Genomic DNA, 21841 nt, shown 5'->3' on the forward strand with positions numbered 1-21841 from the left:
CCGTTCAGCCGCCGTCCCGGGGGACGAGGGTCCCCGTCAGATGGTCGTACGCCACGTGCGCGTGGAGCCGGACGGCGGTGACGAGGGTGTCGTCGTCCGCGTAGAAGTGCGGGTTGTGATTGGTCACCAGACCGCGTCCGCCGGGCACGGGCACCGGCCGTCCGGAAGCGTCCACGGTCGCGTCCTGGACACCGAGCATCACGTACAGACCGCCGAACCGGCCGACGAACTCGGAGACGTCGTCGTACCCGAGCGTCGCCCCGGTCTCGACCACGCGTTCCTCGCCCACCACACGACGGAAGGTCGGAAGGCCCGCCTCCACCCACCGCCCGCTGTTGTGCACGGGCGGCACCGACTGCAGGTATTCCACCGTGGCCGTCGCCCCGAAGGCCGCCGCCGAGTGCTCGGCGAGCGTCGTCAGGCGCGCCTGGACCCGCGCCATGTCGGACTCCACGGCACAGCGGACCGTGCCCCACAGCGTCACCGTCTGCCCGACGATGTTGAAGCGGCCGACGTCCTCGACGTGCCCGATGGACACCGTGACCGGGTCGAAGGCCGAGACCTGCCGGTACAGCTGGCCGATGCCCGTCAGGACCGCCCCGACCGCCGGCATCGGGTCGATACCCTCCCAGGGCGTGGAGCCGTGGGTCTGTTTGCCGGTGACGACGATACGGACGAGGGTGGAGGCGCCGTACTGATTGCCGATGCGGTAGCCCACGTACCCCTTCGGATGCGGTGTCACATGCAGCCCGAAGACCATCGTCGGCACCGGGTCGGTGAACGCGCCCGCCTCGACCATCGCCCGCGCCCCGCCCTCCTCGGTCACCGGAGGGCCCTCCTCGGCGGGCTGGAAGACGAAGAGCACGGTGCCCGGCAGCCGGTCGCGCACCCCGGCCAGGACCGTCGCCGCACCGAGCAGTGCCGCCGTGTGGCAGTCGTGGCCGCAGGCGTGCGAGACGGGGAACGGGCCGCCCGGGTAATCGGCGTCGACCACCTCGGAGGCGAAGTCCGTCCCGCACAGGTCCTGGACCGGCAGCGCGTCCATGTCCGCGCGCAGCGCCACGACCCGCTCACCCGCGGCACGGCCGTGCAGGACGCCCACGACCCCGTGCCCGGCGATGCCCGTACGGACCTCGTCGAGGCCGAGGGCGTCGAGGTGGTCCGCCACGAGGCGGGCCGTGTTCACCTCGCGGTTGGACAGCTCCGGATGCCGGTGCAGATGGTGCCGCCAGGCGACCACCCGGTCCGCCACTTCGGCCGCCCGCTTGTCCAGTTCCTCGTGGATCGCCTCGCTGCCCAACGGGACTCCCTGTAGTTCCGGCCGATGCCGATGCCGACCGGCCCTGGTCATGGGGTACGTGCTCCATCAGGCTGCCATCCGGAGCGGCACCCGTCACCGTCCGGCGCGCTCTCACGACCGTCTACCCGATCGTCACCACGCGTGCCCAGTCGGGCGGTGTGTCCGGTTCGTAGTCGGGATCGTTCTCGATCCACGAACCGCCGCGCGTACCGTCCCGGGGGAACAGGCCCACCACCGTCCGGCACGGCGGCCGGTCGTCCGGCCAGGGCGTCTGGCCGTCCGTCAGGACCACGATGACGTCGGGCCGGGGCGCCGTCCGCAGCGCCCGGGAGAAACCCGTACGAAGATCCGTACCGCCGCCACCCACCAACGGGATGCCCTCGGCCCGGCACAACGGATGCACGGTGCGGGCCGCCGCATCGCAGGACATCACCGTCACCAGGTCGCGTCGCCCGCCCACGGCCCGGGAGATCGCGGCCACCTCCAGGAGCGCGCCTCCCAGCTCCGCGTCGCTCACCGACCCGGACGTGTCCACGATCACCGTGACCCGGGGCGGTCTCCGCCGGAGGCTCGGCAGCACCGCACCGGGCACCCCCGCCGAACGCCGCGAAGGCCGGCCGTACGAGTAGTCCTCACCCGCGCCGGAGGCGGAGGCCGCCGAACGGACCGCCGCCCCCAGCAACTCCCGCCACGGCTGCGGCGGATGGAAGGCCTCCTCCGCCCACCGCTTCCACCCCTTCGGCGTGCTCCCCGGTCGGCCCTTGACAGCCTGCGCCACCCGGAACCGGACCGCGTCCTGCTGCTGAGCGCTGAGGCCGTGCGCGCCGTCGGACCCCAGATCCCACTCCCGGTCCAGCCCGTCGGCACCGCTGCCGCAGTCCAGCCAGGCGAGATGCTGCATGCCGGAGCCGAGGCCGATCCGGCGCAGGTAGTCCTCCATCAACTCGCCGGACGTGAGCCCGAGGGAGTCCGGAGTCACCGCGCCCTCGGGCATGACCAGTCCGTCCCCGAACACGTCGTCGTTGATCTCGCAGTCCGCCGCGATGTTCATCAGCAGCCTGGCGCCCGGGCCGGTCAGACCGCGCTCCCGGGCGACCCGGTCACCGCGCCCGTGGTGGTCGCGCAGGAGGTGCGACACCTCGTGGACCCACACCCCGGCCAGTTCCTCCACCGGTGTCCGGTTCACGAAGACCGGCGACACGTAGCACCGCCAGTGCCGGTCGACGGCCATCGTCGGCACCCGCCGTGACTCGACGACGTGCAGGGCGAACAGGGCGGTCGCCAGGTAGGGCCGGGTCCGGACGGCGAGCAGCCGGGCGGCGAAGAGCTTGTCGAGGTCGAGGTCCCCGGCTGTCTTCGCGCTCACGGTGTCACCGGCTGCGTTCGCGCTCACGGTGTCACCGGCTGCCTTCGTGCTCACCGTGCCACCGGAGCGTTCGCGACAAGGGCCGCCGCCTCGTCCGCGCGCCGGGACATCGTGATCGCCCCCGCGAGCCGTTCGATGGTGGGTGGCACGTCCCACTCCGTACGGCGGAGGGCAGCGAGCGTGGTCGCCGGGACGACGACCAGATCCGGCGCGCCGGTCTCCACCGCCCTGGCGAGCAGCGCCCAGGCCGCATCCCAGCGGGACTTCTCTGGGCGCGCCCCGACCGCGGCCACGACGCCGTCGAGCGCGGCCTGGCGCAGATCACCCCGCTCCGGCAGCTCGGCCCCGGCCGGGTCGGCGAGCAGCTCCTCGGGGTCCGGGAGGTCCATCCGGTCCAGGCTCGCAAGCAGTTCGAGCCCCGGCCCGTCCCCGACGGTGCCCCTGACCAGGAGCGAGATCACCTCGCGGGAGGATCCGGCGGCGGTGGCGAAGGCGATGAGGCGCAGGCTCATCTCCCAGCTGCGGGGCGAAGGCCAGGCGCCACCCCGCCGGGTCTCCCCGCTGGGCAGCCGGTGGACGAGCGTGGGCCGGGTGGCGAGGAGTCCGCACACCGCGCGCCGGGCGTAGCCCACGGCGTGCGGCAGGCGCTCCGGGTCGAGCACGGGCAGTGTCGCGCGCGGCCAGGTGCCGCCCAGGCCGCGGACGACGACGTCGTGGTCGTGGGTCCACTGGAGGTGCACGAAACGGTTGGCCAGCGGCGGACTCAGCTCCCAGCCGTCGGCGGCCGAGGCCCGCGGGTTGGCGGCGGCCACGATCCGCACCCCGGCCGGCAGCCGCAGGGCGCCGACCCGCCGCTCCAGGACGAGACGGAGCAGAGCCGCCTGCACCGCCGGTGGGGCGGTGGACAGTTCGTCGAGGAACAGCAGACCGCGGCCGGCCCTCACGAGCCGCACCGCCCAGTCCGGCGGGGCCATCGGGACGCCCTGCTCGGCGGGATCGTCCCCGATCACGGGCAGTCCCGAGAAGTCGGACGGCTCGTGCACGCTGGCGATCACCGTCGTCAGCGGGAGGTCCAGGGATTCGGCGAGCTGCGTCAACGCGGCCGTCTTGCCGATCCCCGGCTCACCCCACAGGAGTACGGGCAGGTCGGCGGCGACCGCGAGGGTCAGGGCCTCCAACTGGTCGTCGGGGCGTGGCTCGGTCGTGGAGTCGCGCAGCAGGGCGAGGAGTTCGTCGGCGACATCGAGCTGGGCGGGGGACGGGGAGCTCAAGGGCATGGGTGATCACCTGTGGGTTCGTCGTCAGTGGGCCGATACCGGTGCGCGGGCCGGTACCGCTTCGGTCAGCGGGCGAAGGAGTGGCGAGGGCGGGCGCGGTGGTGCTGAGGACGGTCGGGCCCGGGCCTCACACGACCCGGACCCGGGCCGTAGAGGTCCGCTCGGTAGAGCCCGTACGCGATCCGCCGCCGGGCGGCCGACTCCAGTACGTCCCGCAGCGCGCCGTTGCGCAGGGCGGCGCCGGGACCGAGCAGGCCCTCGACGACGGCCAGCGCGCCGGCGGTGTCGCCGTGGTCCAGGCGCTCGCGGACGCCGGTGAGGCAGTCCGGACGCCGGTGGGCCTCGTCGATGGCTTGCAGGCAGGGGAGGGGCGGCCCGCCCAGCGCGACCAGGAGCTCCTCCCGCCGGATCTCGGCGGGGGCGTGGTCGAGCGGGGCGAGTACGCCGTCGGAAAGACCGATCCGATGCCGGACTCCCCGGCAGTTCACCAGACGTGGTTGCCCAGGCGGGTCCGTGACCGGCGCCGGTCCGGCGGGCCGGTGGTCGGGTACGAGCGCCGAGGCGACCAGTGGATGCAGCCGTCCGGCCTCGATCAGCCCGGCGCGCAGCAACTCCAGGTCGGGCAGCACCCAGGTCGCGGCGTCGGGCAGCGTGGGCAGCGCCTGGGATGCCGACGCGGACAAGGCAGCGACGGCCGATGCCGATGGCGGTCCACCGCCCGTCGGCACGTCGAGAACCATCTGCTGCCGCGCTCCGAGCCGTACGCGGACCTGCCCGGAGTCCCGTCCCTCGGCCCGGAGCAGGATCGCGGCCTCCGCCGCCCAACGGTCGACGGCGCAACCGCGCAGCTCCTCGTTCGCCGACGGTGGATCCGCGTCGGCCCCGGAGCGGCTGCGCAGCTCGCCGCTGCGCTGCCCGTCCCAGAGGTGGCGGTGCAGATCCAGGCGGTACCGCCGGCTGGGGCGTGGATGCGGATGTCGGCGCTCACCGGCCGCGGAACGGGATCCGTCCCACAGGGCGAGGCTCATCCGCTGTCCGGAGTCCGCCCACGCGGGCGGGGTCCGCACCACGAGGTACACGGGGTGGGGGTCGTGGTCCCCCGAGAGGTCGTACCGCGCCAGGGGGACGGTCAGTCCCGGGCGCAGCACTCCGTCGGGGGCGATCCGCGGCATGTGCCAGCGCAGCAGGTCGGGAGCGAGGCGACGGAGGTCCGCCCGGACCAGGGCGGCGAGTTCCCGCCCGTACGAGTGGGTGGCGGAACGCAGGTCGAGATCGACGTCGACGCTCGCGGCAGCGCAGGCGCCCGACCAGTCGCCGACGGAGCGGCGGCGAGCAGCGGTCTCGATCATGGAGGGCGGCACGGCGAACTCGCGCACGCGCAGCCAGAGGGAAAGGCGGGATTCGCCGTTCGCGGTGGGAGTGAGCATCAGCACTCACCTTGCGCGGACGGGACCCCCGATCTGATAGCAGAGTAGGTCGTCATCACGATGATCGTATCGAGGCGTGTGCGGCGGGGCCAGCTGTTTTTCGCCGCAAGCGGCAGGCCCCGCGCGGACACTTCGTCGGCCGTTGCGGCTTCGCCGGACCGGCCGGCGAAGCCGCACCCCCTAGCCCGCGCTCATGGCGTCCGGACCGCTCCGCGCGATGATCGCCGCCGTGTCCACGCCCGCGGGGAGCGTGCCGAACGCGAGGCCGCGGTCGCCGTCGAGCCGCGACGCGCAGAACGCGTCCGCCACCGCCGGGTTCCCGTGCCGTACGAGCAGCGAGCCCTGCAGCACCAGAGCCAGCCGCTCCACGAGACGTCGCGCCCCGTACGCCGCCGCGTCGGGGTCGCCGAGCCCCGCCAGGTCCTTGCGGAGGCCGGCGACCGCCGTGTCCAGGCGCCGGTCGGCGCCCGCGCCCCGGTCGACCTCCGCGAAGAAGGCCTCCACCGCCTGTGGCTGACGGGTCATCGCCCGCAGGACGTCGAGCGCGGCGACGTTCCCCGAGCCCTCCCAGATCGACGGCAGCGGCGACTCGCGGTAGAGCCTCGGAAGGCCCGAGTCCTCCACGTAGCCGTTGCCGCCCAGACACTCCAGGGCCTCCGCGGCGTGCGCGGGTGCCCGCTTGCACACCCAGTACTTGGTGACCGCGAGGCCGAGCCGCCGCAGCTGCTCCTCCTCCGCGTCGCCGCGTGTCGCCCGGTCGACCGCGCCTGCCAGGCGCAGCGCCGCGAGCGTGGCCGCTTCCGCCTCCACCGCCAGGTCGGCCAGGACGTTCCGCATCAGCGGCTGGTCGACGAGCCGCGCCCCGAACGCCTCGCGGTGCGTGGCGTGGTGCACGGCCTGGACGAGCCCGAGGCGCATCCCGGACGCCGAACTGATGGCGCAGTCGAGCCGCGTCATGTTCACCATCCGGATGATGGTGGCCACCCCGCGCCCCTCCTCGCCGACCAGCCGGCCGAGGGCGCCCTCGTACTCGATCTCGGAGGAGGCGTTGGACCGGTTGCCCAGCTTGTCCTTGAGGCGCTGGAGGCGGATCGCGTTGCGGCTGCCGTCCGGCAGGACGCGCGGCACCAGGAAGCAGGAGAGACCGCCCGGCGCCTGCGCGAGGGTGAGGAAGACGTCCGACATGGGCGCCGAGGTGAACCACTTGTGGCCGGTCAGCGCGTACAGGCCGGGCTCGCCCGCCGGGACCGCCCGCGTCGTGTTCGCCCGGACGTCGGAGCCGCCCTGCTTCTCGGTCATCGACATTCCGGCGATGATCCCGCGCTTCTCCGTGGGCACCCGGAGCCCGAAGTCGTACGACGAGGAGGCCAGCAGCGGCTCGTACACCTCGGCCAGCTCCGGCTGGGCGCGCAGCGCCGGGACCGCCGCGTACGTCATGGAGACCGGGCAGAGGTGCCCGGCGTCGGCCTGCCCCCACACGAACACCTTCGCCGCGCGGGCCACGTGCGCGCCCGGCCGCTCGTCGCGCCAGGGGGCGCCGTGCAGCCCGTGCCGGACGGCCACGTCCATCAGGTGGTGCCAGTGCGGGTGGAACTCGACCTCGTCGATCCGGTGGCCGTACCGGTCGTGGGTGTGGAGCACGGGGGAGTGGCGCTCGGCGAGCCGCCCCCATTCCTGGGCCTCCTCGCCGCCGGCCCGCGCGCCGAGCTCGCGGACCTCGGCCTCGGCCCAGCCGGCGCCCTCCCGGCGCAGCGCCTCCAGGAGCGCGGGGTCGGCGGAGACGTCGTAACCGGTCAGGGGCGGTACCTGGTTGGTGACCTCATGCGTGGTCGGCATCGGGAACTCCCAGTGCTCGCAGGGTGAAGGTGACGAGTGCGGGTACGGTGCCGGGCCCGACGGACCCCTCCGCCAGCGGGCCGACGAGCGCTTCCGCGCCCGCCCCGACCAGTGCCGAGGCCGTCAGGACCGGGTCCTGGGGCGGCAGCTCGCCCGAGCGCACGCCCTCCTCGACGCGCGCGGCGAACACGTCCCGGAACGCGCGCCGGAAGACCAGCCGCTCGGCGTCCACGGCGGGGTCGACCGGTTCGGCGAGCAGCGCGTAGGCGAGGCGCGGCGACTTCAGGGCGCGCAGGGCGAAGGTCTCGATGACGGCGACGACCCGCTCGGCGGCCGAACGGTGCCCGGGGTGCCCGGCCGCCTCGGAGACGGCCGCGACCTCCCGGCTCACCACGGTCCGGAAGAGCTCCACGGAGAGCTCGGCCTTGCTGGGGAAGTGGCGGTACACGCTGCCCGTGGCGATTCCGGCGCGGGCGGCGACGGCCGCCATCGTGCATCCCGCGTATCCCTGCTCGGCGAGCAGTTCCCGGGCGGCGTCGACGACGGAGGTGCGCTGGGCGTCGAGCCGGGCCTGGACGGCGGGGGTGCGTCGGTAGGGCATGGAAGAAGTGAAGCAGTGATTCATTGCTTCATCAAGGGTCGGGACGCGCCGGTGCGGGAGCGGGCGCGGGAACGGGCGCGGGAACGGCGAACGCCCCCACCCTGTGGGGGTGGGGGCGTTCGCCGTGCGTTCGGGTGGCCGGTGTCAGCCGGTGAACACCTCGGTCAGGGACCAGATCGCGAGGCCCGCCATGCAGATACCGCCGATGCGCTGCACGGTCTTGAGCGGAACACGCTTCGCGATGAACCGGCCCGCGACCAGGGCGAGCGCGGAGACGCTCATCAGGGCGGCGAGGGAGCCGATCGCCGTCGACCAGGTGCCGTTCGTGGCGGCCAGGTTGGCGGTGGTGATCTGGGTGAGGTCGCCCCACTCGCTGATGAACACGGCCATGAAGGCCGTCGAGAAGACGGGCAGGAAGCCGGTGACGGTCTTGCCGCCCTCGTCGGCCTCGTCGTCGCCCCCGCCGCGCAGCAGCATGAACGCGCCGAAACCGAACAGCAGGGCGGAGACGAGCTTCACCGACCAGCCCGGGAGCAGCCCGAGCAGGCTGCCGGCGCCGACCGCGATGGCGACATGCGCGAGGAAGGCGGTCGAGGTGCCGATCCATACGTAGAGAGGACGCATCCGCGTGCCCATGGCGAGGGACGCGAACATCGTCTTGTCGGGAAGCTCGGCGAGGAAGATCAGCCCGAAGGCGGTGAGGATCGCCAAGGGGTCGAGGTGCATACCGGGGCTCTCTGCTCGGTCCGGGCCTGTGGGCTCGGCACGACACCTCGGTGGGCGACGGGAGGACCACTCGGCCCGGCATGACGGACCACGCCCACGGAAACGCGGACGCGGTTGATGCCTGGCCGAAGGTCTCGCCCGTCCGCGTCGAACGCGGACCCGGTCACCGGGAACCCGAGGGCTCCAGTATGTCGACGACCGATTTGCAGGGCTACTCCCCTTCGCTGTCCCCGAGTGTAGCGGACCGGGGCGCGAGGGTGAGTGGACAGGGTCTGCGCGTGAGCGAGTGGACACTGTCTACTCGTTCTTGGTAGACAGTGTCTATGCATGACGAAACCGAAGATCACCAGGTTCCCGCGAGCGATGGCGGCGACCGGAGCGACGGCGGGCTGCGCGAGCGGCTCGTCCGCGTCGGCGTCGAGCTCGTGAACGCCGAAGGCGCCCAGGCCCTCTCGCTGCGCGAGATCGCCCGTCGCGCCGGCGTCTCCCACGGCGCCCCCCGCCGCTACTTCCCGACCCACCTCGAACTCCTGTCGGCCATCGCCCGCCAGGGCTTCACCGAACTGGCCGCCCGCGTCGCCGCCGAGGACCGGGAGACGGCCGCGCCGCGCGAACGGATCGAGCTCCTCGCCCGCGTCTACCTCGACTACGCCGGCACCCGACGCGGCATGTACGAGCTGATGTTCCGGCACGACCTGCTGGAGAGCGGCAGCCTCGGACTCCGGGAGACGAGCCTGCCCCTCTTCGCCCGCCTCACCGAACTCGTCGCCCGCGTCCGCCCCGGCGCCGCCGAGCCCGCCGTCCTCGCCGGCGCGCTCTGGGCCAACCTCCACGGCATCGCCCAGCTCTGGCACTGGGGCAGCCTCCGGCTCGCGACCGGCGGCGACGACCCCGCCCCGCTCCTCGCGGCCGCCCTCGACGCGCACCTCGGTCCCGCAGGGCAGGCCCCGTGACCGCGCGCCGCGCCCCCGTCCTCGCGTGCAGCGTCGTCGGCGCCGCCGTCGTCGCCCTCGACGGCACCGTCCTCACCGTCGCCCAGCCCGCCCTCCAGCGCGATCTGCACGCCGACGTCGGCCAGGTCCAGTGGACCAGCACCGGATACCTCGTCGCCGTCGCGAGCCTCCTGGTCTTCGCCGGACGGCTCGGCGACCGCTACGGCCACCGCCGGGTCTTCGCCGTAGGCGCCCTCGGCTTTGCCGCCGCCTCCACCGGAATCGCCCTGGCCCCCGGCATCGGCTCCGTGATCGTGCTCCGGGTGCTCCAGGGAGTGTTCGGGGCGCTCCTCCAACCCGCCACGCTCGGCATGCTCCGGACCGCCTTCCCGCCGGAGCGGCTCGGCACCCCCATCGCCCTGCGCACCGCCGCCATCGGCCTCGCGGCCGCGGCGGGCCCGCTCGTCGGAGGCGCACTGGTCTCCGCGTACGGCTGGCGCTCGGTCTTCCTCCTCGGCGTCCCCCCGACCCTCGCGATCGGCCTGCTCGCCCTGGCCACCCGCGAACGACCCACCGAGCCGAGCCCTTCCCGCGGAACGGGCCCCGCCCCGCGGCCCGCCGCGACCGGCCTCTCCGTGCTCGACCCCGTCGGCGCCCTGTTGCTCGCCGTGACGCTCGGGTCGCTCGTCCACGGGCTCGTCGAGGCAGCCCGGCCCGGTGGCGCCGCGACCGGCCTGCTCGCCTGCGCCGGGGCCGTCGCCGCCGGGTTCGCCTTCGCCCGCCACGAGCGTCGCGTCGCGCGCCCGCTCCTGCCCCCGGAGCTGCTCCGGAGCGTGCCCGTCGTCGCCGGCCTCGCCGTCCTGCTCGCCGCCTCCGCCGCGCTCTTCGGCTCGCTCTTCGTGGCCACCTACTTCCTCCAGGACGTCCAGGGACTCGACCCCCTCGACTGCGCCCTGCGCGTCCTCCCGCTCGCCGTCCTCATGGTGCTCGGCGCACCGCTCTGCCCACCGCTCCAGCGCCGGTTCGGCCCCCGGCGCACGGCGACCGCCGGCGCCGTCCTGCTCACCCTCGGCGTGCTGCTCCTCTCCCGGCTCGACACGACGGCCGGAGGCGCCGCCGTCGGGATCAGCGCCGCACTCCTGGGCGCCGGGTTCGTCACCCTGATGGTCACCGCGACCTCGGTCGTCGTGCACCGCGCCCCCGAGGCCCACGCGGGGGTCGCCGGCGGTCTCCAGCAGACCGCGATGAACATCGGCCCCGCGCTCGGTGTCGCCGCCGCGACCCTTCTGCTCGCCCTCGTCCCGCACGGCGGCTTCGTACCGGTCCGCGGTGCCGCCCTCCCGGCCCTCGCCGTGATCGCCGCTCTCGCCGTCCCGGCCGCGCTCGCCCTGCCCGGCGGCACGGACCGGCCGCGGACACGCCGAGGGCCGACGTCACCCCGGACCGGACGCGGAGCGTGCGTACGATCATGAAATGCCAGCAGGTCAGCGGGGCCGTCCCGACGCACCGGCGCGCACCCAGATCAACCTCGGTCGCGCGCTGCCGTTCCTGGTCCTGGCCCTGACGTTCGTCGCCGATCTGCTCACCCCCGACCGGGAACGCTTCGACCGGCTCCTCGTCGCCGCGCCCGCGCTCGCCGCCGTCACCTGGAGCGTGCCCGCGACGATCGGCATCGGGCTGCTCGCCATCGGCGCACGGGTGCTGCTCAGCGTCATCAGGGGTGAGTTCCTCGCGACACCCGAACTCGTCGCGAACCTGACCGTGATCGCCGGCGTCACCGCCGCCGCTGCCTGGGTCAGCCACGTCCGCACCCGCTACGAGCAGGACATGCAGGAACTCACCGCCGTCGCCGAGGTGGTCCAGAGGGTCGTGCTGCGCCCCCTCCCCGACTCCCTCGGCCGCTACGACCTCCATCTGCTGTACGTGGCCGCCGCCGCGAAGGCCAGGATCGGCGGCGACTTCTACGAGGCCGTACGGGTCCCCGGCGCCGTGCGGATCATGCTCGGCGACGTCCAGGGCAAGGGCCTCGGCGCCGTCGAGACCGCCTCCGTGCTGCTCGGCTCCTTCCGCGCCGCCGTCAACGACGCTCCCGACCTGGCCGTCCTCGCCGACCGGCTCGACGAGGGCCTCGCCCGCTACGGAGCCTGGGACCCCGACTCCGACGCCGCCGAACGCTTCGCCACCGTCGTCCTGGTGGAACTCCCCGACGGCGAGGACATCGCACGGCTCCTCAGCTGCGGCCACCCCGCCCCGCTGCTCCAGCGCGGCAGCGAGGTCGAGTCCGTGCACTTCGCCGACCCCTCACTGCCCGTCAACCTCGCGGGCCTGGCCGACTCCCGCCACCGCATCGAGGAGGTGGCGTTCGTCCCCGGGGACCGGCTGCTCCTCTACACCGACGGCGTCAGCGAGACCCGCGACAGGACCGGCACCTTCTACCCGCTCGAACTGCGCCTGCGCGGCTGGGCACGGGAACCGGCCAAGGAGCTGCCGGCACTCCTCCACAAGGACCTCGCCCACTACGGTGCCGACGGCCTCGACGACGACGTCGCCGCCCTGCTCGTGGTGTTTCCTCCCGAAGCACGCTGAACCGGAACCCTCCCCGTCGTCCCCAAACATCGAGTTCGGGGCGGCTTGTGTCGTTCCCGTCCGGTTGTGTGACGCATGCGCCGTTCGTGCGCTCTGGTCGCTCCATCCCGCATGGGTGAGGCTGGTGACCGTCCGCATGCGGACAGTCACCAGCCCAGTCGAGAGGAACGGGTGCACGTGCCCCAGGAGAACCCCTTCACCACCGGCTCGTCCGAACACTTCCCCGGCTTCCCGGACGTCACGGCGGCCCTGACCGCCGCCGAGACCTCCCAGATCACCGGACGCGGCCTCTGGGCCGCGGACGGAACGGTGGACCCAGGCGCCGTCCGGCTCGGCCAGACCCTCGCCAACGCACTCCTGAGGGAGACGACCGACAGTCCGGACGGCACCGACGGCGCCGAGGCGCCGCTCCCCGCCGAACTCGCAGCGGTCGTCGAGGAGGTGCGCGGCCTGGCGCTGCCCGCGTACCACCGCATCGAAGGGGCCGCGGAGAGCGAGGGGTCCACGGAGCACGTCCGCCTCTCCGCCTTCAGCCTCCGGCAGCTCGGCCCCGGCCCGCACCCGCTCGTCGTCGTCCCGGCCGGCTGGACCCCCTTCGGCTGGCCGCTGTTCCTCTGGTCGTACCTCGTCCTCGCCCGCAAGGGCTACCACGTCCTCGCCTACACCCCCCGAGGGCTCGGCATCCCCGGCCTGCCCTCCACCTCCAGCGGCCTCATCGACGTCGCCGGACCCCACGACTGGGCCGACGGATCCGCCGTCATCGACTTCGCCGTCGACCACTTCGCCCCGAGCGTCGTCGGCTTCATGGGCGAGTCCTACGGCTCCGGCATCAGTCAGCTCGTCGCCGCCCACGACGACCGGGTCGCCGCCGTCGTCGCCCTCAGCACCTGGGGCAATCTCGCGACCAGCCTGTACGACAACAAGACGCGCCACCTTGCGGCGGTGAAGGCCCTCCTGGCCCTCACCGGCGGGCTGCCGGAGAACAAGTTCGACGAGGAGAACCAGCGGATCCTCGCCGACTTCCAGGCCGACCGGAACCTGGAACCCGACGTCGTCGACTGGGGCCGGCTGCGCGCCCCCGAGTCGTACCTCACGCTCACCAACGACAACGGCACGCCCACCTTCTTCTCCAACACCTGGCACGAGAGCCTCTTCGCGGTCAACCAGACCCTGGAGACCTTCAACGGCCTCGACGTGCCCAAGCGGCTCAACATGTGGATCGGCGACCACGCCGCCCCCGAGGGCTCCGCTCTCCTCGGCCCGCCCACCACCCCGGGTGAGGTCAACCTCCCCATGGCGGAGGCGTACGCCTGGCTCGACCACCACCTCAAGGGCGAACGCAACGGGGTGGAGGACTGGCCCGAGGTCTGCAACCAGGTGATGTTCACGTACGTCACGGAACCGGTCCTGGACCCGGACACCGGCGAACCGACCGGCGACAACAGGATCGTGACGCCCGCCCGCCGCGAGACCAGCCCCGGCTGGAGCGAGGTCACCCGCGGCACCGAGGTGTTCGGTCTCACCGGCGACGGCGCGGCCGGCACCGACGGCAGGCTCGTCCCCGTCGGAGGCGACGATCCCGGAGTGGAGGAGACCGGCTGGCGGCGCGCCTTCCTCGCGGGCGTCGACACCGAGGCCACCGCCATGGACACGATCATGCAGACGGGGCGGAAGGAATGGGCCGGCAACCCCAAGATCTACGACACCCGCAAGATCGACCGCCGTCACGCGGTCGCCTGGACGACCGAACCGCTCGCCTCGCCCGAAGGGGAGGCGGGGACCGGCCGCCGAGTCCGGGGAATTCCGCGGCTGCGCCTCACGGTCCGCTCCACCGCGACCTCCGCGAGCCTCTACGCCCACCTCCTGGACGTCGCCGAGGACGACACGGCCCGGATCATCAGCCATGAGCCGCTCAACGTGTACGGCCTGACGCCCGACCAGGACACCACCGTCACCTGGAACCTCCAGGCCGCCGCGTACGACATCGCCTCCGGGCACCGGCTGATGCTGGTCGTCGACAGCAAGGACCCGCTGTACGGCGACGCCTCCGTCACCTGGACGCAGACCGTCATCGGCTCTCCGGAGGACGAACCGTCCCGCCTGGAACTGCCGCTCGGCTGACCGCCGGAGGCCGTACGGCGGACGGGCACGCGGCTCCACGCGCGCGTGCCCGCCCGTCGTGGGGGTCACACCACCGGGGCGAGCCCCAGATGCTCCCGGAGCGTCGTGCCCGAGTACGCCGACCGGTACACGCCCCGCTCCTGGAGCTCCGGCACCAGCAGCTCGACGATGTCGTCGAGACCGTCCGGAACGAGATACGGCGAGACGTTGAAGCCGTCGACGGCCCCGTGCCGGACGAACCGGGCGAACTTCTCGGCGAGCCCGGTCGGGGTACCGACATGACCGTGCTGTGGACCGAGCTCGATGACCGTCTCGCGCAGCGACCAGCCGTTGGCCCCGGCCTTCGTCCGCCACTCGGCCACCACCGCCCGGGGATCGTCCACCCAGCGCGTCCCGAAGGTCCCCGTGTTTCGGGCGACCACGGGCTCCTCGGCGGGCAGCGGCCCGTCGGCGTCCCGGCCCGACAGGTCGAAGCCCCACAGGCGGCTCGCGATGCCGAGGGCCACCGCCGGAGTGACCTGTTCGAGGCGGACCCAGCGGGCCTTCTCCTCCGCCTCCTTCTCGGTGGCCCCGATGACGATCTCGGTACCCGGCAGGATCCTCAGCGCGTCCTCGGGCCTGCCTGCCGCCCGCAGTCTGCCCCGGATGTCCTCGGCGAAGGCGAGCGCGTCGTCGAAGTCCGTGCCGTGCGCCGAGAACACCACGTCCGCGTGACGGGCCGCGAAGTCCCGGCCCTCCCCGGAGTCCCCCGCCTGGAAGATCACCGGATGGCCCTGGGCGCTGCGCGGCAGCGTCGGGGCAAGGTCGACGTCGAACTGGACCCCCTTGGACCGTACGCGTCCCACCGCGTCCGGCACCGACCAGGAACGCGCGTCGACCGACCCGGCCACCGCGCCCTCCGCCCAGCCGTTCCACACGGCACGCGCCACGGCCAGGAACTCCTCGGCGCGCCGGTAGCGGTCGGCGTGGTCGAGGAAGCCGCCGCGCCGGAAGTTCTCCCCGGTCCAGGCGTTGTGCGTGGTCACCACGTTCCAGCCGGCCCGGCCGCCGGAGAGCAGATCGAGACCGGCGAGCCGACGGGCGAGATCGCCCGGCTCGTTGAAGGTGGTGTTGGAGGTCGAGACGAGCCCGATCCGCTCGGTCGCGGCGGCGAGCGCCGACAGCTGGGTGATCGAGTCGGGTCGGCCGGCGACGTCCAGCTCGTGGATGCCGCCCTCCGACTCGCGCAGCCGCAGGCCGTCCCCGAGGAAGAAGGCGTCGAAGAGCCCGCGTTCGGCGGTCCGCGCCACCCGGAGGAAGGAGGCCGGGTCGATCTGCGAACCGCTCGACGGGTCCGACCAGATCGTCCAGTGGTTGACGCCCTGGAAGAACACCCCGAGGTGCAGCCGCGCGTCCGGGCGGGGGACATCGGTGGGATCGGTGCGGGTCATCGGGTCTCCTCCCGTACGGGCGCGGTGGTGATGTCCGTGGTGAAGCGGCTGAGGGGCCGGGTGAGGCCCAGGGAGGCACGCAGGGTGGTGCCCGGCAGTGGCCGGGACGCGATCCGCCGGACGAAGAGCTCGGGCAGCACGAGCCGGGAGAGCACGGCGAGGTCCTCGTCGAGGGCGAGGGGACGCAGCCGCACCCCGTCGACGCGGCCGCTCAACTCGGCGAGCAGGGACACCAGTCCCGACGCGGGACCGGTGTAGCGCAGCCGGTCCGGGCGGGCCGTCCACGGGGAGTACCGCTCCAGGTCGGCGATCCGCTCCCGCGCCGTCCCGCCCGGGGTGTCGAGGGCCACCTCGATCTCGGCGAAGGCGAGCGGCGGCCCGCTGTCGGACCTCGCGGCAGCGGCGGCGTCGCCGGCCTCGGTGGCGGTGGTACCGCCGACCAGCGCCACATCGGTCAGTTCGGCCGGTACGGTCCCGTGGCGGGCGAGCACCACGGGCCGCCCCTGCGGCGGGCGCGGCACGATCGACGGGCCCCTCACGGAGTACGTCTCCCCGGTGAAGTCGATGGAATGGAGCCGCGACCGGTCCAGATAGCGGCTGGTCGCCACCGACCGGATCACCGCGTCGTCCTCCCAGGAGTCCCACAGGTCCCGTACGACCCGGAGACCGTCGCGGGCCTCGCGGGCCCGCGCGTCGGCTCCTTCGACGGGTGACCGCCCCCACGCGCGGGCGGCGGCGGGGTCCTCCTCGACTCCCACCACCCAGCCGGCCCGGCCGGCCGAGACATGGTCGAGCGTGGCGAGCTGCGAGGAGACGTGGAACGGCTCGGCGTAGGTGGTCGCCAGGACGGGCGCCACCCCGAGGACGCTCGTCGACGCGGCCACGAACGCGGCCCGTTCCACCGCGCCGATCCGTCCCACCGGATCGGCACCGGAACCCGGCGGCAGGATCGAGTCCTCCAGGGTGACCAGGGTGAACCCGGCGTTCTCGGCGACGGCCGCCACCCGGGCCGACCGACGCGGGGTCAGTAGCTCGCCGGGGGAGTGCGCGGCACGGCGCCACGCGGCCGGATGGGCGCCGTCACCGTCGATCTCGACGGCCAGGCGCAGGGCAGGGCGGGGCATGGGAAGTCCTTCCGGGAGACGGGAGCACGCGGCGGCGCCCACGGCGCGCGCGGGCGCGCCGACGTGGGGCCGGGCGGCGGGACGTCAGAGGACGCGCGGACCCACGCGGGGCGGGGTCAGGCGCGGAAGGAAGGACAGATGGCCGAGGCGGTACGACAGAAGTCGACGTGCCGTCGGCAGACGAGCCGCGCCCCCGACCGGCCGGAGGCGTGTGACGCCGCGATCGATGCGCGCACGTCCGCCTCCCCGCAGGTCCGGGCCCCGGGCCCATGTCCCGTCCACGTCCGGAAGGGAACGCCTCAGCTTAGGCAGGCCGCCTTCCGCGCTGTCAAGGCCGTCCCGGGAGCCGGGCGGGTGGACGGACGCGGACGGCGCGGGAGTTCGCCCGGGGCGCCGACAAGCGGGCCGGGCTCGGGGCCACGTCCCCCGGGCCGGGTGCATCCGACCCTGGTACGACGGCACATGGGCCCGGAGTCGGACGCGCCGCGGCCGCCGGGACATCTAGCGTTCCCCTCATGATCCGAATCACCAGGGCGGCCGTCGCCGCTCTCCTCGTCTGCTCCGTCGCCTTACCTGCCGGTGTCGCCACCGCGGCCACCCCTGATGCCCCGCCGCCGCTGTCGGCCGCCCAGCCGGCGAGGGCCGCCGCGCTGCCCGCGCCCACCGGTCCGTACTCCGTCGGAAGCACCGTCCTGCCGCTCGTCGACCGCTCCCGCACCGACCCGTGGGTTCCCACCGCCGACGGACGCGCGCTCATGGTCACCCTCCACTACCCGGCGGCACGCACCGGCGGTGGCCGCCCCGCCCCGTACGCCACCCGGGAGGAGGCGCGACTGCTCGCCAAGCAGCTCGGGTCCGGTGTCTCCGGCGACCTGCTCGCCCGGACGCGCACCCACGGCAGGACCGACGCGTGGCCCGCCCCGGGCCGTCGCCCCCTGGTGCTGCTCTCACCGGGCTTCGGCGTCTCCCGCTGGACCCTCACCGGTCTCGCCGAGGACCTCGCCTCCCGCGGCTACGTCGTCGCCTCCGTCGACCACGCCTACGAGTCCTTCGGGATCAGCCTCCCCGGCGGCCGCACCCTCACCTGCGTCGCCTGCACGGCGCTCGACGAGGGCGGCGTGCACGGCAGCGTGGTCACCTCGACCCGCGCCGCCGACATGCGCTACGTCTTGGACCGCCTCACCGGGCCCCGGCCCGTCTGGAAGCACGCCGACGTGATCGACGACCGTCGGGTCGGCATGGCGGGCCACTCCATCGGCGGGGCGAGCGCGGCCTCGGCCATGGTGGCCGACCGGCGCATCGACGCCGGGATCAACATGGACGGGGCCTTCTGGGAGGACCTGCCGGCGGAGAGCCTGCGAGGCCGGCCGTTCATGATGCTCGGCACCCACGACGCCATGCACCTGCCCGGCGGCACGGACACCACCTGGGACGGGACGTGGACCGCCCTCGACGGGTGGAAGCGCTGGGTCACCGTGGCCGGCTCCGACCACTTCACCTTCTCCGACGGCCCCGTGATCTCCCGCCACTTCGGCCTGCCGCAGCCCGAGCTGCCCACCGACCGCGCCATCGACATCACCCGGACGTACGTCGCCGCCTTCTTCGACCAGCACCTGCGCGGACTCTCCCGCCCGCTGCTCGACGGTCCGTCACCGGCGAACCCGGAGGTCCACTTCCAGCACCGCTGACCCGACCGGGTCCGCTGTGTTCACAGCAGCGGCCACGGGTGTTCAGGAGCGGCACGGAATGCTCAGGCGCGGTACGGGGTGTTCGCCTCCGCCCAGTCGGCAAGAGCCCGCGCGCACTCGGCGACCGATTCGCGCCAGGTGCGCGCGGCGCCGTCACCGGCCTCGTCGCTGACGTGCTTCACGATGCGCAGCGGCACCCCGGCCAGCTCCGCGGCCGCCGCGAGCGCGTACCCCTCCATGTCGACCAGCGGCGCCCGCTCCGCGAGCCGGGCACGGGCGGCCTCGTCGGAGATGAACGTGTCCCCGGTGGCCAGGACCACCTCGCCGCCGTCCGGCAGCGCCAGCGGCGCGCCGTACGTCTCGCCGGTGAGGGTGGCGAGCAGCCGGCTGTCGAGGTCGTGCTGCAGGACCGTGCCGACGACATGCGTCCCGGTCCAGCCCGGGCGCAGCGCCCCGGCCGTTCCCAGGTTCACGATCCCGGACGGCCGGGGGCCCCGGCCGAGGACGGTCGCGAGCGCGGTCGCCGCGTTCACCTTGCCCATGCCGGTCAGCAGCACGGGCAGTGCCGTGTCCAGGAACTGCGCCTCCTCCTTGACGGCGAGGACGAGCAGGGGACGGTCGGCGGTGATCTCTCCCAAGAGTTCCATGGAGGTCACGCTAGTTCGATGGCCCGCTTGTCGTACAACCGAGACCCGAATCCGGTACGCCCGGCGCTCACCCCAGCGACAGGCCGCGCTCCGCGAGCACCTCGCCGAGCACGCGCAGCGCCTTCGGTCCCACGCCGTGCAGGGCGGCGAGCTCGGCAGCGGGGACGCCCGCGAGCTGGTCGAGCCGGGTGTACCCGGCCGCGGCGAGCGCGCGGGTGGCGGGTGCGCCGATGGCGCGGGGGAATTCCGTCTCGGGACGGTCGGATCCGGTGGCCATGAACCGATCGTGCCACGCGGGGGAGCGTTCGCCCCGCTCCCCGTCGTCGAGCCACGCGTGGTCACACGGGCAGCGCAGGCGGCACACGCACGGTCACACCGGCAGCAGGCGGCCGATCAGCGCCCCCAGCTGGCGGGCGTTCCGGCACGGGCGCATGTCGACGAGACCGGCGTAGGCCGGGGCCACCGAGTCGCCCGTGCCCCACAGTGAGGGCTGCTCGGGGTTGAGCCAGTGGACCCGGCGCGCCCGGTCCCCGATCCGCTTCAGCGCCGCGAGGTTCGGATCGGAGCCGTTGGTGCGGGCGTCCCCGAGGACGAAGACCACCGTGCGCGGGCCCAGCGCCTCCACATACCGGTCGGCGAACTCGCCGAGCGCCGTCCCGTAGTCACTCTGCCCGTGCCACCCGGTCAGCTCCGCCTCCGCCAGGATGCGGTCACCGAGCCCCGCCGGGTCGGCCGAGCCCCGGGCGATCAGCCCCGTCACCTCGTCCACCCGGTTGACGAAGGCGAAGACGCGTACCCGGCTGAACTGGTCGTGCAAGGCCTGCACCAGCAACATCGTGAACTGCGCGAAACCGGCCACCGACCCCGATACGTCGCACAACAGGACCAGCTCGGGCCGTCGGGGAGGGCGCCGCCGCAGCACCGGCCGCACCGGCACGCCCCCGGTCGACAGCGAACTGCGCAGCGTGCGCCGCAGATCGATCTCCCCACGCGACGCCCGGCAGCGCCGGGCCGCGAGCCGGGTGGCCAGCTTCCGCGCCAGCGGCCGTACCGTACGCCGCAACTCGTCCAGCTGCGCCCGCCCGGCCAGCAGGAAGTCCACGGAGTCCGCCGTCCCCGCGACCGCGCGGCGCGCGACCAGGTCCCGGCCCTGCCGTTCACTGACGCGCCGCCGGGCCTCGGTCCGCACCCGCTCGCGGAAGGCCTCGATACGGCGCCGGATCTCGTCGTCGAGGAGCCGCTCGGTGAACTCGGGGTCCTCCTGTCCGGGAGCCGCCCTCAGCCGCTCTCGTACGCGGGCGAGCAGCGTCTCGGGGCGCAGCCGGGAGAGGGTCTGATAGGAGGACCACCCGTCCGACTCGGGGCCGGAACCGAAGCCGCCGAAACCGCCCACCGCCTCGGCGGCCAGCCGGTCGAGGGCATTGCCGTCTCCGGCCGTGAGGGCCTCGGCGAGCCGGTCGCGCAGCGTTGCGAGATCGGCCGCGGTGTCCTCGTACGTCTCCGTCGCGGTGGTCCGGCCGAGAGGGAAGTACAGGTCGAAGACGCGATCGAACACCGGGCGCTGGCCCTCGCCGTGGAGCAGGGTCGCCGCGAGAGCCTCCCGGACCCGTTCCCGGTCCGTGAACCCGACCGCTTCGAGGGCGTGCCCGGCGTCCACGGTCTCGCCGGTTCCTATGCCGAAGCCGTGGGCGCGCAGCGCCGTCACGAGACCGGTGAGCCGCGCGGCGGTGGCTGCCGGTGCCGATGCCGGGGCCGTGGAGGCGTCCGTGGCGCTCACACCGCGTCCAGATCGAGCTTGGCCGCGGCCTTCACGATGTCGTCCTGGTGCTTCAGCAGGACGCCCAGGGTCTCTCGTACGACCTGCTCGTCCAGCCGGTCCGCGCCGAGCGCCAGCAGGGTACGGGCCCAGTCGATCGTCTCCGAGACGGACGGCACCTTCCGCAGGTCCATCGCCCGCAGGGCTCCGACGACCCGCACCACGGACGTGGCGAGCGCGGCATCGAGCCCGGGGACCTTGAGGGTGACGATCCGCCGCTCCAGCTCCTCCTCGGGGAAGCCGATGTGCAGGAAGAGGCAGCGCCGGCGCAGCGCCTCGGACAGCTCGCGGCTCGCGTTCGAGGTGAGCACGGTGAAGGGGCGCCGGGTCGCCGTGATCGTGCCGAGTTCGGGAACGGTGATCTGGAAATCGCTCAGGACCTCCAGGAGCAGGCCCTCCACCTCGACGTCGGCCTTGTCGGTCTCGTCGATCAGGAGCACGGTCGGCTGCTCGGAGCGGATCGCGGTGAGCAGCGGCCGGGGGAGCAGGAACTCCTCGCCGAAGATGTCCGTCCGCGTCTCGTCCCAGGACTCGCCCCGCCCGGCCGTGATCCGCAGCAGCTGCTTGGCGTGGTTCCACTCGTACAGCGCGCGGGATTCGTCGACGCCCTCGTAGCACTGCAGCCGGACCAGTCGCGCGCCCGTGACCTCGGTGACGGCCTTGGCGAGCTCCGTCTTGCCGACGCCCGCCGGGCCCTCGACGAGGAGCGGCTTGCCGAGGCGGTCGGCGAGGAAGACGGTGGTGGCGACGGCGGGTGACGCGAGGTAGCCGGTCGTGGCGAGCCGTTCGGCGACGTCGTCGACGGAGCTGAAGAAACCGGTCGTCATGGCTGTCCCCCCGGGGAGCGGAATATCGTACTGGCCAGTAGCCTCTGCTTGTACTTGATCAGATCGCGCACCGCCGCACAACCGCCCGGCGCCAGGTCCGTGCCGCGCGCGGGGCGCCGACCGCTGGTGCAATGGGG

At 73.7% G+C, this 21841-nt stretch carries 18 protein-coding genes; 5 read left to right on the plus strand and 13 right to left on the minus strand.

The window, feature by feature from the left end:
• Positions 1 to 4: 4 nt before the first annotated feature.
• The 7 genes from OG514_RS31050 to OG514_RS31080 form a co-directional block, all read right to left on the minus strand.
• Positions 5 to 1300 (minus strand): M20 family metallopeptidase, encoded by a 1296-nt coding sequence (locus OG514_RS31050; protein WP_266900396.1) that lies wholly within the window; start codon positions 1298 to 1300, stop codon positions 5 to 7.
• A gap of 121 nt (positions 1301 to 1421) precedes the next feature.
• Complete coding sequence (locus OG514_RS31055) at positions 1422 to 2666, minus strand: VWA-like domain-containing protein (RefSeq protein WP_266901022.1); 1245 nt, start codon at positions 2664 to 2666, stop codon at positions 1422 to 1424.
• A 50-nt stretch (positions 2667 to 2716) separates the two neighbouring features.
• The gene (locus tag OG514_RS31060; RefSeq protein ID WP_266900398.1) at positions 2717 to 3943 is read right to left on the minus strand and encodes a MoxR family ATPase; all 1227 of its coding nucleotides are present in this window, start codon (positions 3941 to 3943) and stop codon (positions 2717 to 2719) included.
• Positions 3944 to 4008: 65 nt separating this feature from the next.
• Positions 4009 to 5370 carry a hypothetical protein gene (locus tag OG514_RS31065; RefSeq protein ID WP_266900400.1) on the minus strand — a complete coding sequence of 454 codons (1362 nt, stop codon included), beginning with the start codon at positions 5368 to 5370 and terminating at the stop codon, positions 4009 to 4011.
• 180 nt (positions 5371 to 5550) lie between these two features.
• Complete coding sequence (locus OG514_RS31070) at positions 5551 to 7206, minus strand: acyl-CoA dehydrogenase family protein (protein WP_266900402.1); 1656 nt, start codon at positions 7204 to 7206, stop codon at positions 5551 to 5553.
• Positions 7190 to 7807 (minus strand): TetR/AcrR family transcriptional regulator, encoded by a 618-nt coding sequence (locus OG514_RS31075; protein WP_266900404.1) that lies wholly within the window; start codon positions 7805 to 7807, stop codon positions 7190 to 7192. Before OG514_RS31075 ends, OG514_RS31070 begins: the two co-directional genes overlap by 17 nt.
• Positions 7808 to 7951: 144 nt before the next feature.
• Positions 7952 to 8533 (minus strand): TMEM165/GDT1 family protein, encoded by a 582-nt coding sequence (locus tag OG514_RS31080; protein ID WP_266900406.1) that lies wholly within the window; start codon positions 8531 to 8533, stop codon positions 7952 to 7954.
• Positions 8534 to 8856: 323 nt separating this feature from the next.
• Here OG514_RS31080 and OG514_RS31085 point away from each other — a divergent pair, with 323 nt between their 5' ends.
• From OG514_RS31085 to OG514_RS31100, 4 genes are all read left to right on the plus strand, one after another.
• A complete protein-coding gene (locus tag OG514_RS31085; protein ID WP_266900408.1) occupies positions 8857 to 9486 on the plus strand; it encodes a TetR/AcrR family transcriptional regulator in 630 nt (209 codons plus the stop codon).
• Positions 9483 to 10937: an MFS transporter gene (locus OG514_RS31090; RefSeq protein WP_266900410.1), complete on the plus strand. Its 1455-nt coding sequence runs from the start codon at positions 9483 to 9485 to the stop codon at positions 10935 to 10937. Before OG514_RS31085 ends, OG514_RS31090 begins: the two co-directional genes overlap by 4 nt.
• Before the next feature lies 1 nt (position 10938).
• Positions 10939 to 12051 carry a PP2C family protein-serine/threonine phosphatase gene (locus OG514_RS31095; protein WP_266900412.1) on the plus strand — a complete coding sequence of 371 codons (1113 nt, stop codon included), beginning with the start codon at positions 10939 to 10941 and terminating at the stop codon, positions 12049 to 12051.
• Positions 12052 to 12228: 177 nt separating this feature from the next.
• Positions 12229 to 14172, plus strand: coding sequence for a CocE/NonD family hydrolase C-terminal non-catalytic domain-containing protein (locus tag OG514_RS31100; RefSeq protein WP_266900414.1), 1944 nt, complete (start codon positions 12229 to 12231; stop codon positions 14170 to 14172).
• Positions 14173 to 14237: 65 nt separating this feature from the next.
• Here OG514_RS31100 and OG514_RS31105 read toward each other — a convergent pair whose 3' ends face one another.
• Together OG514_RS31105 and OG514_RS31110 are read right to left on the minus strand one after the other, a co-directional pair.
• Positions 14238 to 15602, minus strand: coding sequence for an NtaA/DmoA family FMN-dependent monooxygenase (locus OG514_RS31105; RefSeq protein WP_266900416.1), 1365 nt, complete (start codon positions 15600 to 15602; stop codon positions 14238 to 14240).
• Positions 15599 to 16726, minus strand: a complete 1128-nt coding sequence (locus OG514_RS31110; RefSeq protein ID WP_266900418.1) for an LLM class flavin-dependent oxidoreductase — start codon at positions 16724 to 16726, stop codon at positions 15599 to 15601. The genes OG514_RS31105 and OG514_RS31110 overlap by 4 nt, the downstream gene beginning before the upstream one ends.
• Positions 16727 to 17241: 515 nt before the next feature.
• On the opposite strand from OG514_RS31110, the gene OG514_RS31115 reads away from it, so the two are divergent.
• Positions 17242 to 18414 (plus strand): alpha/beta hydrolase, encoded by a 1173-nt coding sequence (locus OG514_RS31115; protein ID WP_266900420.1) that lies wholly within the window; start codon positions 17242 to 17244, stop codon positions 18412 to 18414.
• 62 nt (positions 18415 to 18476) lie between these two features.
• On the opposite strand, the gene OG514_RS31120 is transcribed toward OG514_RS31115, so the two are convergent.
• The 4 genes from OG514_RS31120 to OG514_RS31135 form a co-directional block, all read right to left on the minus strand.
• Positions 18477 to 19061: a nucleosidase gene (locus tag OG514_RS31120; protein ID WP_266900422.1), complete on the minus strand. Its 585-nt coding sequence runs from the start codon at positions 19059 to 19061 to the stop codon at positions 18477 to 18479.
• A gap of 67 nt (positions 19062 to 19128) precedes the next feature.
• On the minus strand, positions 19129 to 19338 hold the full coding sequence (locus OG514_RS31125) for a DNA-binding protein (RefSeq protein ID WP_266900423.1): 210 nt from the start codon (positions 19336 to 19338) through the stop codon (positions 19129 to 19131).
• 93 nt (positions 19339 to 19431) lie between these two features.
• Positions 19432 to 20838, minus strand: a complete 1407-nt coding sequence (locus OG514_RS31130; protein WP_266900424.1) for a VWA domain-containing protein — start codon at positions 20836 to 20838, stop codon at positions 19432 to 19434.
• A complete protein-coding gene (locus OG514_RS31135) occupies positions 20835 to 21704 on the minus strand; it encodes a MoxR family ATPase (RefSeq protein WP_266900426.1) in 870 nt (289 codons plus the stop codon). Before OG514_RS31135 ends, OG514_RS31130 begins: the two co-directional genes overlap by 4 nt.
• Positions 21705 to 21841 lie beyond the last annotated feature (137 nt).

This window comes from Streptomyces sp. NBC_00572 (assembly GCF_026341815.1).
Lineage (GTDB): Bacteria > Actinomycetota > Actinomycetes > Streptomycetales > Streptomycetaceae > Streptomyces.